We start from the raw sequence: 13,932 nt of genomic DNA, 5'->3' as shown, positions 1-13,932 counted from the left end.
GCCGACCTGTCGGTGGACGCTGAAGTGGACCTGGGCAAGGTCGGCCAGGGCTACGGCGTGGCCGCACGCCTGGCCGTGAGCCTGCCAGGCATGGACCGCGCCGCCGCCCAGGCCGTGGTGGACGCCGCCCACCAGGTGTGCCCCTACTCCAACGCCACGCGCGGCAACATCGACGTGACCATCACGCTGAAGTAAACGCCCTGGCCCTGTCGCCCGACGGCTCCGCTGCAGGAGCCCGGGCGCAGCCCACGGCAGCCCCTGCCCATGGGCTGCTGCGGATCGCCGCGCACACCCTGCGGCGCGCATCTACCCCCCCCGCTGCAGCACCGGCGATCTTCTGGGCCACGCCATATCCGCAGGCACCTGCGTCGCGCACCGGTCACGGCTCCCACAGCCTCACATTCCATCGACACCGCACGCCGCCTGGGCCCGTTCCAAGCTGTTGTCTCTCTGGCTCGCTAGCGCGGCGGCGTCGGGCCTCCACTGCGCACGGGTCCACCCAATGCCGGGCGCTGCCGCCCCCTGTGGGCACTGCGCAGCCCTCACCAACACGCACCAGCCCATGCCCGCGGTGCGCACCCCTGGGCCTCAGCTGATGCAGATCAAGGGTTGAACAGACCGCCCTTGGGCCCCATGCAGGCACCTTCCACAATGGCGCTGCAGCGCATGCCGCCTTGCAAGCCTGCGCTCAGTTTGGGCTGGGATCATGGAGCCGATACGGCGCAGGGCACGCGGCCCTCCGCGCCGACACACCGGGCACCAGAGCCCGGGAGGAGACATGCCATGAGGATCGCGCTGCTGTCGGACATCCATGCCAACCGGCAGGCCTGGGACGCCTGCGTGCTGCAGGCGGGGGCGCTGGGCGCCGAGCGTCTGGCGGTGCTGGGCGACCTGGTGGGATATGGCGGGGACCCGGCCTATGTGGTGGACCGGGCCCGCGCGGTGCAGGCCGAGGGTGGATGGGTGCTGCAAGGCAACCACGATGCCATGGCGCTGCACCCGCCCGCACCGGGCGATACCGCCGCCCAGAGCATGGGAGCGCAGGGCGCGGCATGGACGCGCAGCCAGCTCGACAACGCGCAGCGCACGTTTCTGGCGGCGCTGCCGTTGACGGCCCGCATCGGCCCGACGCTGCTGGTGCATGCGAGCGCCGACCAGCCCGAGCGCTGGCGCTACGTAGAAGACGAAGCTGCGGCCACGCGCTGCCTGGACGCCGCCCTGCGCGACCAGCCCGACCTGCACCTCGTGGCCTGCGGCCATGTGCACCACCAGGCGCTGTACTACCGCGGCGCCAGTGGCGGACTCATGCGCTTTGCACCAACGCCCGGCGTACCGATCCCGATACCGCGCCACCGCCGCTGGGTGGCGACCATTGGCTCGGTGGGCCAGCCGCGCGATGGCGATGCCCGCGCCATGTGGGCGCTGCTGGACACCGAGCGCGCCACGCTGCGCTTCGAGCGCACGCCTTATGCCGTGGATGCGGCAGCGCAGGCCATTCGCACCAGCGGCGCGATGCCCGAAGAATTTGCACTACGCCTGGAGAGGGGACGATGAAACTGCTGGACCAAAGGCACCGTGGTCGACGGCTTTGCCATAGCCGAATGCATCCATGCCGGCGGCATGGCCCACATCTACCGGGTGGAATACGCCGACGGCCGCGAAAGCCCGGGCTTTGCCATGGCCATGAAGATCCCGCGCATGACCGCGGGCGATGGCGCCGAGAACATCGTGAGCTTCGAGGTGGAACTGCAGATCCTGCCGATGCTCACAGGCCCCCATGTGCCCCGCTTCATTGCCGCGGGCGACCTGGAGCGCCTGCCCTACCTGGTGATGGAATATGTGCCGGGCTACACACTCGACCAGTGGATGCAGGAACACGGCCGCGCCACCGCCGAGCAGGCCGCACGCCTGGGTGTGGCCATGGCCCATGCGGCCCACAGCCTGCACCAGCAGAACGTCTGCCACCTCGACCTCAAACCGGCCAACGTGCTGCTGCGCGACGACGACCGGGCCGTGCTGCTGGACTTCGGGCTGTCGTGCCACGCGCACCAGCCCGACCTGCTGGCCGAAGAAATGCGCAAGGCAGTGGGCTCGCCGGCCTGGATCGCACCCGAGCAGGTGGTGGGCGTGCGCGGCGACCCGCGCAGCGATGTGTTTGCCATCGGCGTGATGCTCTACGAACTGGTCACGGGCGAGCTGCCCTTTGGCGCTCCGGCCACGGCGGGCGGACTGCGCCAGCGGCTGTGGATGGCCCCCACCCCGCCGCGGCGGCACAACCCCGAGGTGCCGGGCTGGTTGCAAGAGGTGATCCTGCGCTGCCTGGAGCCCGAGGCCGCGCAGCGCTACCCCTCGGCCGCGCACCTGGCGTTTGACCTGGCCCATCCCGAGCAGGTCGCGCTCAGCGAGCGCGCCGAGCGCCTGCAAGGTCCGTCGGTGGGCAACCACCTGCGCCGCTGGGTCAAGGCGGCGGGCATGCAGTACCAGCCGAGCCCACTGCCCAGCGAGCAGGCCGAGGACACCCCCATCGTGATGGTGGCCGTGCCGCACGCCGATGTGAGCGATGCCACGCTGTATTCGCTGCGCCAGGCGGTGGCGCGCTCGCTGGGCATTCGCCCGGGCGCGCGGCTGGCGTGCGTGACGGTGATCTCGCCCTCGGCCACCAGCAGCACCGACAGTGCGCGCAGCGAAACCACGGTGCACCGCCAGCATCTGGCGCGCCTGCAGCAGTGGGTGCAGCCGCTCGACCTGGCGGGACACCATGTGAGCTTTCATGTGCTGGAATCGTCCGACGTGGCCCAGGCGCTGGTGCGCTATGCCGAAGGCAATCGCGTGAGCATGATGATCCTGGGCGCGGCCACCCACGGCCTGCAGATGCAGCGATTCGTGGCCACCGTGCCCATGCGCGTGGCCCGCGACGCGCCGTGCACCGTCATCCTCGTCAAGCAGGCCCTGCCCTTTGCCCGCCTGGCCGACATGTCGGAGCACTGAGCGCCCCCGTGTGCGTGGCTGCGCACGGCTGTCACGCAGGCGGCAGCCGGTGGTTGAGCGCGGCGCGCATTGGCCCTAACTTCGCGCTCATGACAACCATCACCACCCTGCTCGTGCGCCAGGACGACCTGGCACAGACCCGCCTGCGCCAAAGCCCCGCTGCCCCCGTGGGTGCAGGCGACATCCGCGTGCGCGTGGATGCCTTCGCCCTCACCGCCAACAACATCACCTACGCGGCCATGGGCGGCATGCTGCAGTACTGGCAGTTCTTCCCGAGTGGTGAAGACGGCTGGGGCATCGTGCCGGTCTGGGGCTTTGGCACGGTGGTCGAATCGGCGCACGAGGGCCTCCCGGTGGGCGAGCGCCTCTACGGCTACTGGCCCATGGCCACCGAGGTGGTGTTGACCCCGGCACGGGTCAGCGCAGCAGGTTTTGCCGACGGAGCGGCCCACCGCGCGGGCCTGCACCCGGTCTACAACCAGTACCTGCGCGCCGCGTCCGACCCGTTCTATCAACCGGACACCGAAGACCTGCAGGCGCTGCTGCGCCCGCTGTACATCACCTCGTGGCTGATCGACGACTTTCTGGACGACAACCAGCACTTCGGCGCCACGCGCATGCTGCTGTCCAGCGCATCGAGCAAGACGGCCTGGGGCACGGCGCTGGAGCTGTCGCGCCGCACCGGGCTGGAAGTGGTGGGCCTGACCTCCGCGTCCAACCAGGCGTTTTGCGAACGGCTGGGCTGTTACCACCGCGTGGTGGCCTACGACGCGCTGGAATCGCTCACACCCGACACGCCCAGCGTGTACATCGACTTTGCGGGCAGCGTGGCCCTGCGCCAGCGCGTACACGCGCATGTGAGCGGTCTGCGTTACAGCTGCGCGGTGGGCGCGAGCCACGTGCACGACCTGGGTGGCGCGGGCCAGTTGCCTGGCCCGCGGCCGGTGATGTTCTTTGCCCCGGCGCAGGTCAAGAAGCGCAATGCCGACTGGGGCGCTGCGGGCCTGAATGCGCGGCTGGTGGCGTCTTGGCAGCAGCTGCTGGGCGCCGTGCAGGCACCGCCCACGCCCTGGGTGCAGGTGCAGCACCACCGCGGCCCGGCCGCCACGCAGGCGCTGTTCGATGCGCTGCGCCAGGGCGGAGGCGACCCAGCCCTGGGCCACATGGCCACGCTGCAGGGCTGAGCCCAGCAGCCAGCCGGGGCGACCTGGCAAGCGCTGCGAGGCGGGCAGCGACAATCAACGCATGAGCCTCCTGCCCGCACCGCCCTCTGAGCCCTCCAGCCACCCTTACGCCAGCCTCACACCCGACCTGGTGCTGGATGCACTGGCCCAGGTGGGCCTGTATGGTGACGGCCGGCTGCTGGCCTTGCCTTCGTACGAAAACCGCGTGTACCAGGTGGCGCTGGAAGACGGCCAGCGCGTGGTGGCCAAGTTCTACCGGCCCGGGCGCTGGAGCCCCGACGAGATCCTCGAAGAGCATGCGTTTGCGCAGGAGCTGGCTGCGGCCGAAGTCCCCGTGGTGGCGCCGCGGGTGCTCGAAGGCGGCAGCACCCTGGCCGAGCATGGCGGCTTTCGGTTTGCCGTGAGCCCCTGGCGTGGCGGACGCGCGCCCGAGCTGGACGACGACGAAGTGCTCGAATGGGTGGGCCGCTACCTGGCGCGCATCCACACCGTGGGCGCAGCGCAGCCTTTTGTACACCGGCCTGCGCTGTCGGTGGCCCAGTTTGGCGAGGCGTCGCGCGACTGGCTGCTGGGCCACCACATGATCCCGCTGGACGTGCAGCGCGCCTGGCGCGACGCCTGCGAGCAGGCCCTGGCCACCATGGCCGACCGCGGCCTGGCTCTGGCCGACGGCAGCCTGCGCCCGGTGCTGGCCGACGCGCACACCCTGCGCCTGCACGGCGACTGCCATCCGGGCAACATCCTCTGGACCCCCGTGGACCGCCCGGACGGTGGCCCGCACTTTGTGGACCTGGACGACGCGCGCAGCGGCCCGGCGGTGCAAGACCTGTGGATGCTGCTGTCGGGCGAGCGCGCCCAACGCACGCAGCAACTGGCCGTGCTGCTGGATGGCTACGAGCAGTTCCGCGCGTTCGACCGGCGCGAGCTGGGGCTGATCGAGCCGCTGCGCACGCTGCGGCTCATCCACTACAGCGCGTGGCTTGCGCGGCGCTGGGAAGACCCGATCTTTCCGCAGGCGTTCCCGTGGTTTGGCAACAGTGACTACTGGCGCGGCCAGGTGGACATGCTGCACGAGCAGATCGAAGCCATGTCGGAGGCACCGCTGGCGGCCTGAAAGCAGCGCAACGCCAGCGCAGGCCGCGCGTTCAGCGCGGCACGGCCGACTGCCCCGCAAAACGGCGGAAACCCGGCACCAGCACTTCGGCCACGTAGGCGCGGTCAAGCCACAGCCACAGCATCACCGGTACCAGCGTGGGCAGCACCAGGGCGCCGGCCTGGTAGCCGTAGATGATGGCTTCGAGCTGCCACATGTCGGCGCGCAGGGTGCGCAGATTGAACTGCGCTGTCGAAATCATCTGCATGAGCAGGAACATCACCGTGCTCAGCGCCTGGGTGGGCCACAGCAGCACGTAACCGGCCAGCGCGCGCTGCCACAGCCCGCGCCGCCGCCAGCCTGCGGCCAGCAGCAGCGCCAGCAGAATCGGCAGCCCGTAGGCATAGCGGGCGGGGCTGGCCTCCACCGAGAACTCGGCCTTGCGCCCGCCCGCCTGGGGCACGGCAATTTCGATGGTGGTTTCGGCCTCGATCACGCCGGGGCGCACATGCACCTTGCGCACCCACATGGGCGCACCCTGCTCCAGCGCCACGTGCGTGAGCCAGGCCACGGGGTAGGACGTCCAGGCCGAGACCTGGCTCCAGACCACTGTGAGCGCGATCAGCCAGGCCACGGCAGCAGCCATGAAACGGGCGATGGGGGGCAGATGCCAGCGCGCCATGCTGCGGCCTCAGGCCAGGGCCGGGGTGCCCGGCGTGGTCGGCGGCGGAGCATTCGGCGGCGTGCCGTCGGCGTCGGCACCGCCCTTGTTGCCCGCCCGCACCCACAGCAGCCAGACAATGAGCACGTCCAGCATGATCAGCGCCTGCCACAGGTACTCGTGCGCGAAATTGAACACGGGCGTGCTCCACTGCCCCAGGTAGAACAGGCTGATCACACGCACGATGTTGAGCGCCTGCACGGCCACAAAGCCCACCACCAGGCCCACGAGTTTGTGCCGCCAGGTGGCGGGAAAGGCCATCACCGCCGCGAACAGCACGATGCAGGCCTCGATGCCGTTGCAGCCGGGCTCGATGGACACGCCAAAGCCGGTCTGGGTGTTCCACAGCACCTTGCCCGAGGCGGCGGCGGTTTTGTCGAACAGCGTGACCAGTTCCACGCACATGCGTGCGAGCAGCGCCGTCCAGGGCAGCACGATGTGCTGCTGCACCCAGTTGAGCATGTTCAGGCCGAACAGCGTGAGCTGCAGCGCGATGAAGGTGATGAAGAAACGCAGCATGAAGGCCCCAAGCCCCGCGAAAGATGGCCGCGCGCACCGGGCGCCGCCGAAGCCGCGATTATCGGCACGCAGCCGAGGTGGTCCAGCCTTGTCTGGCATGGGCCCGGGCGCGCTGGGGGCTCGCCCCTGCCACGGTCGGGTGCCGCCCGAGCATTTTGCTATATTTTTGATAGCTGCTCGTGCTTGATTTTGAAGCACGAGCAGCCGATTCGGCACTCAACTCCCGCATCCGGGGGATGGCGCCACCGCCCCAACCGGGCAGGGCCTTCGTAGGGTCCGGCGCGCCGCCAGAGCGGGCCAGCGCGCTGTCTGCAGCCCGGCTAGCGGTGCGCCGCGATGGATCGCCGCGCGTGGCTGGGTGCCAGCGACCGCAGGCCGCGGCGCTCAGACGAGCAGCGCGTTCACGCGGCGCACGTAGGCGGCCGGGTCCTCGGGCAGGCCACCCTCGGCCAGCAGCGCCTGGTCGAACAGGATGTGCGCCAGGTCGTGGAAATGCACGCTGCCGTCGAGCTTTTTCACCAGCGCGTGCTCGGCGTTCACCTCCAGCACGGGTTTGGTGTCGGGGGCCTGCTGGCCGGCCTGCTTGAGCAGGCGCGCGAGCTGGTTGCTCATGCCGCCCTCTTCCACCACCAGGCAGGCGGGCGAATCGACGAGGCGCGTGGTCACGCGCACGTCCTGCGCCTTGTCCTTGAGCGCTTCCTTCAGCTGGGCCAGCACGGGCTTGAAGGCCTCGGCGGCTTCCTCGGCCGCCTTCTTTTCGGCCTCGTCCTGCAGCTTGCCCAGATCGACCGCGCCCTTGGCCACGCTTTGCAGCGGCGTGCCGTCGAAGTCGTGCAGGTAGTTCAGCGCCCACTCGTCCACGCGGTCGGTCATCAAGAGCACCTCGATACCCTTCTTCTTGAAGACTTCGAGCTGCGGGCTTTTCTTGGCGGCGGCCAGCGTGTCGGCGGTGATGTAGTAGATGGCCTCCTGGCCCTCCTTCATGCGCGCCTTGTAATCGGCAAAGCCGACGCTCACGGTGTCGGTGGTGGTGCTGGCAAAGCGCAGCAGCTTGGCAATGCGTTCGCGGTTGGCAAAGTCTTCACCCAGGCCTTCCTTGAGCACGGCACCGAACTCGGCGTAGAACTGGGTGTACTTGCCTTCCTTGGCCTTGTCTTCCTCGCTCACCACGTCGGTCACGCCATCGGCGCCTTCGCCCGTGGTGTGCTGGTCGTGCTTGGCCAGGTCTTCCAGCATCGAGAGCACGCGCTTGGTGCTGCCTTCGCGGATGGCGCGCACGTCGCGGCTTTCCTGCAGCAGTTCGCGGCTCACGTTCAGCGGCAGGTCGGCCGAGTCGATCACGCCCTTCACAAAGCGCAGGTAGGTGGGCATCAGCGCTTCGGCGTCGTCCATGATGAACACGCGCTTGACGTACAGCTTCACGCCCGCCTTCTTGTCGCGGTTCCACAGATCGAACGGTGCCTTGGCCGGGATGTACAGCAGCTGCGTGTATTCGGTGTTGCCCTCGACGCGGTTGTGGCTCCAGGTCAGCGGGTTCTCGAAGTCGTGGCTGATGGCCTTGTAGAAGTCCTGGTACTGCGCTTCGGTGATGTCCTTCTTGGGCCGCGTCCACAGCGCGCTGGCCTTGTTGACGGTCTCCCACTCGCCCGTCTTGACCATGGCGCCGGGCTCGCCTTCCTTGTCGCTGTCTTTCCACTCCTCTTTTTCCATGAGGATGGGCAGGCTGATGTGGTCCGAGTACTTGGCAATCACCTGCTTGAGCTTCCAGGCGTTGAGGTACTCGGCCGCGTCTTCGCGCAGGTGCAGGATCACGCTGGTGCCGCGGGCGGCCCGGGTGATGGCCTCCACCTCGAACTCACCGGTGCCGCCGCTGATCCAGCGTACGCCCTGCTCGGGTGGCAGGCCCGCGCGGCGCGATTCGACGGTGATCTTGTCGGCCACGATGAAGCCCGAATAAAAGCCCACGCCGAACTGGCCGATGAGCTGGGCGTCTGCTTTCTGGTCGCCCGTGAGTTTGCCCATGAAGTCCTTGGTGCCGCTCTTGGCAATCGTGCCCAGGTGGTCGATGGCCTCCTGCGCGCTCATGCCGATGCCGTTGTCGGTGATGGTCAGCGTCTTGGCGGCCGGGTCCACACTCAGGCGCACTTCGAGGTTGGGCGCGTCTTCGTACAACGCGCTGTCGGCCATGGCTTCGAAGCGCAGCTTGTCGCAGGCGTCCGAGGCGTTGGAGACCAGTTCGCGCAGGAAGATTTCCTGGTTGGAATACAGCGAATGCGTGACCAGGTGGAGCAGCTGCGCCACCTCGGCCTGAAAGGACAGGGTCTGTTTGCTCATGTGAGGGTTCTCCCAATGTGTGGATGCGTGCCCGCAGGCGGTCGGGGCGCGGCGGCCCCGGCAGGCGCGCACATGGGGGCGGGCCAAAGGGTTTCAAGGGCTGCAAAGCGAAACCGCGCCCAGCGGGCGCGGTTCAGGCACGGGGCAAGGCCGTGTCAGCCGTCGAGCGTGATGCGGTTGACCAGTGTCTGCAGCACCAGGTCGGCCTTGTCGTTGGCCAGCTGGCAGGTGCCTGCGGCCGCATGGCCGCCGCCGCCGAATTCGAGCATCAGGTTGCCCACATGGGTGTTGCTCGTGCGGTTGAGGATGGATTTGCCCGTGGCAAACACCGTGTTCTGCTTCTGCAGGCCCCACATCACATGGATGGAGATGTTGGCCTCGGGGAACAGCGCATAAATCATGAAGCGGTTGGTCGCCCAGATGGTCTCTTCGTCGCGCAGATCCAGCACCACCAGCTTGCCGATCTGGATGCCGCAGCGCAGGATCTGCTCCTTGGCCTTGGGCGCGTGCTCGTGGTAGAGCCGCACACGCTCCTGCACGTCCGGCAGGGCCAGGATTTCCTCAATGGTGTGGTCACGGCAGTACTGGATCAGGTCCATCATCAGCGCGTAGTTGCTGATGCGGAAATCACGGAAACGGCCCAGGCCAGTGCGCGAATCCATGATGTAGTTGAGCAGCACCCAGCCCTGGGGGTTGAGGATGTCCTCGCGCGAATACTGGGCCGAATCGGCCTGGTCTACCGCCGCCATCATCTCGTCGGTGATGCGCGGGAACGCCGCCTTGCCGCCGTAGTAGTTGTAAACCACGCGCGCAGCCGACGGGGCTTTGGCTTCGATGATGTGGTTGGTGTCGCGGCGGCCGGCGTTGCGCACGGTCTCGGACTCGTGGTGGTCAAACACCAGATGCGCCCCCGGCACATACGGCAGGTTGGTGGTGATGTCCCGCGAGGTGATCGCCACCTTGCCGTCCTGCATGTCCTTGGGATGCACGAACGTGATCTCGTCGATCAGATTCATCTCGTTGAGCAGCACCGCGCACACCAGACCGTCAAAGTCGCTGCGGGTCACCAGGCGGTATTTCTTCTCGCTCACTGAATTCTCCTTGTTACATATTCGCGCATGGGCGACATGGTAGCGGCCGCGGGACAGCAGGCCAACCATCCGTTGCGCAGCAGCAGCCCCGCTATCCTGACACAGCGCCCGCCGGCTGCAGCCACGCCAGCAATTGGCGGGCCACCCGGGGGTCGCTCAGCAGATCCAGATGCCCGAGGCGGTGCAGCACGGCCTGGTCGCGCCGCGCAAATGCCAGCGTGCGCTCCGGGGCGTCGTGCTGGCCCAGGGCGCTGCGCAGCGGCACCAGCCCGTCGCCCACCAGCCGCTCGGCCAGCGGGCTGCGCTGCGCCGCCAGCGTACCGGCTACCGCGTGACAGGCCACGTCCGCGGGCAAAGGCAGCGGGGCGCGTCGGTCGGTGCTGCGGTGAAAACGGTCGCGGCCCTCCCAATCGCTGGCCTGCACATGCCCGAAGCGCAGATCGGTGATTCCCGCGCTGCGCAAGCGGGCAAGGCGGGCAAACGGGCGCGCATACACCGACTGGCCCAGCAGCACATCCACCACATGGCCAGCGCGCTCCAGCGGCGCGCCGTGGTGGGGAGTGCCCAGAAACACCAGGTGCCGCAGCAACGGCCGCCAGAGACTGTCCGCCCCGGCCTGCGCGCAGGCACTGCGCGCCACCAAGCCGCCCATGCTGTGGGCCAGCACCGACACCTCGGTCACGGGCGTCGGCCAGTCCCGCACCAAGTCGGAGAGCATGGCATCGAGTCGCTCGCCGTTGGCCGAGACGTGCAGACCCGTGTTGTAGCGCAGGTACACCGGGGTGTAGCCCAGGGCCTCTGCCAGAAACGCGCCGTGGTCATGGCCTTTGCGCTGCCACTGCAGGTCGTTCATGCACAGCCCGTGGACCAGCACCAGCAGACGGCCGCCCCTGGCGCGGCGCAGATCCAGCGGCCGACCGTGCTGGCACCACTGCATCGCGGTGCACAGTGGATTGCCGTCGGCCTCCAGGCGGTCGCCCATCACGCCATTGAGGGCGGCAATCCCCGCTTCGCGTTCCCACGACACCGCGCCATCGGCGGGGTCGGCCTCCCACAAAGGTTCCAGCCGGGCCAGCCCGGCCTGCAAGCCTGCGTCCACCAGGCCAGTGACACCGCGGATGCTGCGGTAGATCAGTCCCGTCAGGCCCCGCGCCTGCCCCGGGGCTTCGCCCCCCGGCAGGCCCAAGGTACCCAGTACGGACTGGTGTACACCCTCTGCCACGCGGCTGATGCCCACCGTCGCCTGGGCCGCAAGGCGCATGGCGCCCCGCAGGTCCGACGCACGCCACGAGCGCCGCGCGGGTCTGTGTTCCGGTTCAGATGGCGTTTGGCGGGCGCCGGGCACCGGGGGAATGGATGGGGCAGACATGGGGCTCCCGATGGAAACAGCGGCCCCGACCGGCAAGGATCAGAAACGCTCGTGCGGCGCAAGATAGCGCCATTGGCCGACCGGCAGATGCCCCAGCGTCACCTGCCCAATGCGGATGCGCTTGAGGCCTACGACCTTGAGACCGACCAGCTCGCACATGCGGCGGATCTGGCGCTTGCGGCCCTCGGTCAGCACGAACCGCAGTTGTTCAGGGTTCTGCCATTCCACGCGTGCAGGCCTCAGCGCCTTGCCATCCAGCGACAGTCCGTGGCACAGCCGTGCGAGCCGTTCAGCCGGAAACACGGTCTGCACGTTGGTGGTCACATCCCCGAACTGCACGCGCACCAGATATTCCTTTTCGACCTCGGAGTCTTCGCCGATGAGTTGCCGGGCAACGCGTCCATCCTGTGTCAGCACGAGCAGGCCCACCGAATCGATGTCCAGCCGCCCGGCAGGTGCGAGGCCCCGCAACTGGCCCGGTGCAAAACGCTGCCGGCTCGCGTCGCCCTGCCAGTGCGTGCGGGCATTGATGAGCGCCACGGCGGGCGTGTAGCCGTCTTCGGCCTGCCCGCTGACATAGCCCACCGGCTTGTGCAGCAGGATCGTGACCTGTTGCCCCTGCTGACCTCGTGCCTCGGGGCTGACCTCAATCCGGTCCAAAGGCGCGACCTGCAGACCCATGACAGCCACTTGGCCGTTCACCCGGACCCAGCCCCGCGCAATCCAGTCGTCGGCCTCGCGCCGCGAGCACAGTCCCATGTCGGCCAGCCGCTTGTTCAGCCGCATGCCCTCGGCCGCCGGCGGCGTGGCCGAGGTGCGAGGCAACCGTTGCGACACAGGCGCCCCCCCGGTGGGAGCGGGCGACCCGGACGCAGCCTGCCGCTGACCACCGGAAGATGCAGGGCGCACAGCGCCAGACGATGGATTGCCCGCCCGATCAGCACGGGGCGCCTGCGTGGCCGGGCGGCCCCTCGCGCCAGGCCGCACCGGTGGGCGCGAGGGCGCTGCATTCACCACCGCCGAAGGTGTGGTGGGCCTCCGCAAGATCGGCCGTGCAGGGACTGCGCCAGCGATATCCCCCGGCGCATCGACAGACCGGGAGGACGCGTCGGCAGCTTGGGACACGGCATTTGGCGGAGCAGGAGGCTGGGCGGGCATGGCGCTATTGTCCTCGGTCCTGCGCCCACGTCGGCGCCTCAGCGGCCAGCGGCCGGAAGCTGCTGCGCCTGCCAGCCCCAGAATTCATCCTGCGGCATGGGGCGGCTGATGTGATAGCCCTGCGCCTCGTCACACGACAGGGCGCGCAGGCGCTCCTGAATGGCCGCGGTCTCGACACCTTCTGCCACCACGCTCAGGCCCAGGTTGTGGGCCAGGTCGATGGTGGAGCGCACGATCGTCGCGTCGTCCTCGTCCTGCTCCATGCCCATGACGAAAGACTTGTCGATCTTGAGCTCGTCCACCGGCAGGCGCTTGAGGTAGGCAAGCGACGAATACCCGGTGCCAAAGTCGTCAATCGACAGCTTGAACCCCTGCTCGGACAAGCGGTTGAGCATGGCTTCGGCCCGCGTCGGATCGTCCATGATCGCGCTTTCGGTGATCTCCAGGCAAAGTGCATGGGCCTGCACACCATGACGCTGAAGCACCGTCGCCAGCCGTGCGCTGAGATCCGGGTCCAGCAGATCGCGGGTGGAAAGATTGACGGACACCCGCAAACCGCACGCGCGGGCAGAGGGCGTGGCCAGCAGCCGCGCTGCGGCTTCGAAGACCCAGAGCGTGAGCTGCCGTACGAAGCCCGTCTGCTCCGCAAACGGGATGAACTGCATGGGCGGCACCAGACCGCGCTGCGGATGCATCCAGCGCACCAGCGCCTCGGCGGCCAGGCCAGACTGGGCTTGCAGCGGCACCTTGGGCTGCAGATACAGGCGCAACTCTCCCTGATCGACCGCCCGCCGCAGTTCTGTAAGCAATGAAAGGTTCTGACTGCTCGACGAATCAAACGCCGCGTCGTAGAGCAGGGGGCCGCTGAGTCGGCGCTTGGCCACGTACATCGCGATCTCGGAGTGGCTGAGCAGCGTGTCCGCATCGCTGGCAGGCCCCGGGCAGCAGGCAATGCCCATGCCGGCGCTCAGATCCACCGTCTGGTCCTCCAGCGCCAGCGGCTCCTCAAACGCCTGTGCCACACGCTGCGCCATCGCCTGGGCCTGTACCGCATCGGTGCGCAGCAGCAGCAGCGCAAACGCGTTCCCGCCCAGACGTGCCACCAGATCGCCCGGGTGCTCCACCAGCGCCTGGAGCCGGCTGGCAACAGCCTGCAACAAACGGTCGCCGAAGGCAAAGCCCAGCACGTCATTGACATGTTTGAAGCGGTCGAGATCGAGCGTCACCACCGCCAGTGGCTCGCCTGACATGCGCCCGGCCGCAATGGCCTGCCCCAGGGCCTCGCGAAACTGTTCGCGATTGGGCAGCCCTGTCAGGCGGTCCCAGTAGGCGAGCCGGCGAATTTCGCTTTGCTGGGCCGCAACGTCGAGTCGCATGCGGTCAAAAGCCCGCGCGAGGTTGCCGATTTCGTCCTGCCGCCCCATGTGCTCCAGCGGCGTGTCGTATTCCCCCCGCGACAGACGCTGGGTGGCCGC

Annotated in this window: 12 protein-coding genes; 5 read left to right on the top strand and 7 right to left on the bottom strand. The window is 68.4% G+C overall.

What is annotated here, in order from left to right:
* From ABD866_RS10405 to ABD866_RS10385, 5 genes are all read left to right on the top strand, one after another.
* Nucleotides 1–195, top strand: a 195-nt coding sequence (locus ABD866_RS10405; protein WP_345064315.1) for an OsmC family protein, incomplete at its 5' end; no start/stop codon positions are given.
* 588 nt (nt 196–783) lie between these two features.
* On the top strand, nt 784–1,554 hold the full coding sequence (locus ABD866_RS10400; RefSeq protein WP_345064312.1) for a metallophosphoesterase family protein: 771 nt from the start codon (nt 784–786) through the stop codon (nt 1,552–1,554).
* A 66-nt stretch (nt 1,555–1,620) separates the two neighbouring features.
* The gene (locus ABD866_RS10395) at nt 1,621–2,988 is read left to right on the top strand and encodes a protein kinase domain-containing protein (protein WP_345064309.1); all 1,368 of its coding nucleotides are present in this window, start codon (nt 1,621–1,623) and stop codon (nt 2,986–2,988) included.
* A gap of 89 nt (nt 2,989–3,077) precedes the next feature.
* The gene (locus ABD866_RS10390) at nt 3,078–4,172 is read left to right on the top strand and encodes a DUF2855 family protein (protein WP_345064306.1); all 1,095 of its coding nucleotides are present in this window, start codon (nt 3,078–3,080) and stop codon (nt 4,170–4,172) included.
* Between the two features lie 61 nt (nt 4,173–4,233).
* Nucleotides 4,234–5,286 carry a serine/threonine protein kinase gene (locus ABD866_RS10385; RefSeq protein WP_345064303.1) on the top strand — a complete coding sequence of 351 codons (1,053 nt, stop codon included), beginning with the start codon at nt 4,234–4,236 and terminating at the stop codon, nt 5,284–5,286.
* A gap of 31 nt (nt 5,287–5,317) precedes the next feature.
* On the opposite strand, the gene ABD866_RS10380 is transcribed toward ABD866_RS10385, so the two are convergent.
* The 7 genes from ABD866_RS10380 to ABD866_RS10350 all read right to left on the bottom strand — a co-directional run.
* Nucleotides 5,318–5,911: an exosortase H-associated membrane protein gene (locus ABD866_RS10380; RefSeq protein WP_345064297.1), complete on the bottom strand. Its 594-nt coding sequence runs from the start codon at nt 5,909–5,911 to the stop codon at nt 5,318–5,320.
* A gap of 45 nt (nt 5,912–5,956) precedes the next feature.
* Nucleotides 5,957–6,505 carry an exosortase H gene (gene xrtH, locus ABD866_RS10375; protein ID WP_345064294.1) on the bottom strand — a complete coding sequence of 183 codons (549 nt, stop codon included), beginning with the start codon at nt 6,503–6,505 and terminating at the stop codon, nt 5,957–5,959.
* Between the two features lie 384 nt (nt 6,506–6,889).
* Entirely contained in the window at nt 6,890–8,839 is a 1,950-nt protein-coding gene (gene htpG, locus ABD866_RS10370) for a molecular chaperone HtpG (RefSeq protein WP_345064291.1), read from the bottom strand.
* Between the two features lie 155 nt (nt 8,840–8,994).
* Complete coding sequence (locus ABD866_RS10365) at nt 8,995–9,930, bottom strand: exopolyphosphatase (RefSeq protein ID WP_345064288.1); 936 nt, start codon at nt 9,928–9,930, stop codon at nt 8,995–8,997.
* 91 nt (nt 9,931–10,021) lie between these two features.
* Nucleotides 10,022–11,299, bottom strand: coding sequence for an esterase/lipase family protein (locus ABD866_RS10360; protein WP_425549575.1), 1,278 nt, complete (start codon nt 11,297–11,299; stop codon nt 10,022–10,024).
* 39 nt (nt 11,300–11,338) lie between these two features.
* On the bottom strand, nt 11,339–12,085 hold the full coding sequence (locus ABD866_RS10355) for a pseudouridine synthase (protein WP_345064486.1): 747 nt from the start codon (nt 12,083–12,085) through the stop codon (nt 11,339–11,341).
* 410 nt (nt 12,086–12,495) lie between these two features.
* Nucleotides 12,496–13,932 (bottom strand): putative bifunctional diguanylate cyclase/phosphodiesterase (locus ABD866_RS10350; RefSeq protein ID WP_345064285.1); only part of this gene is annotated, 1,437 nt, incomplete at its 5' end.

The sequence above is a fragment of the Acidovorax lacteus genome, from assembly GCF_039540375.1.
Taxonomy (GTDB): domain Bacteria; phylum Pseudomonadota; class Gammaproteobacteria; order Burkholderiales; family Burkholderiaceae_C; genus Acidovorax_G; species Acidovorax_G lacteus.
This window is presented reverse-complemented; position numbering and strand designations above follow the sequence as displayed.

Excerpts from the sequence above, each read along its gene's own strand:
- ABD866_RS10380 (WP_345064297.1), bottom strand. The coding sequence starts at position 5,911 with ATGGCTGCTGCCGTGGCCTGGCTGATCGCGCTCACAGTGGTCTGGAGC.
- ABD866_RS10400 (WP_345064312.1), top strand. The coding sequence starts at position 784 with ATGAGGATCGCGCTGCTGTCGGACATCCATGCCAACCGGCAGGCCTGG.
- xrtH (WP_345064294.1), bottom strand. The coding sequence starts at position 6,505 with ATGCTGCGTTTCTTCATCACCTTCATCGCGCTGCAGCTCACGCTGTTC.
- ABD866_RS10355 (WP_345064486.1), bottom strand. The coding sequence starts at position 12,085 with ATGCGGCTGAACAAGCGGCTGGCCGACATGGGACTGTGCTCGCGGCGC.
- ABD866_RS10395 (WP_345064309.1), top strand. The coding sequence starts at position 1,621 with ATGGCCCACATCTACCGGGTGGAATACGCCGACGGCCGCGAAAGCCCG.
- ABD866_RS10385 (WP_345064303.1), top strand. The coding sequence starts at position 4,234 with ATGAGCCTCCTGCCCGCACCGCCCTCTGAGCCCTCCAGCCACCCTTAC.
- ABD866_RS10360 (WP_425549575.1), bottom strand. The coding sequence starts at position 11,299 with ATGTCTGCCCCATCCATTCCCCCGGTGCCCGGCGCCCGCCAAACGCCA.
- ABD866_RS10390 (WP_345064306.1), top strand. The coding sequence starts at position 3,078 with ATGACAACCATCACCACCCTGCTCGTGCGCCAGGACGACCTGGCACAG.
- htpG (WP_345064291.1), bottom strand. The coding sequence starts at position 8,839 with ATGAGCAAACAGACCCTGTCCTTTCAGGCCGAGGTGGCGCAGCTGCTC.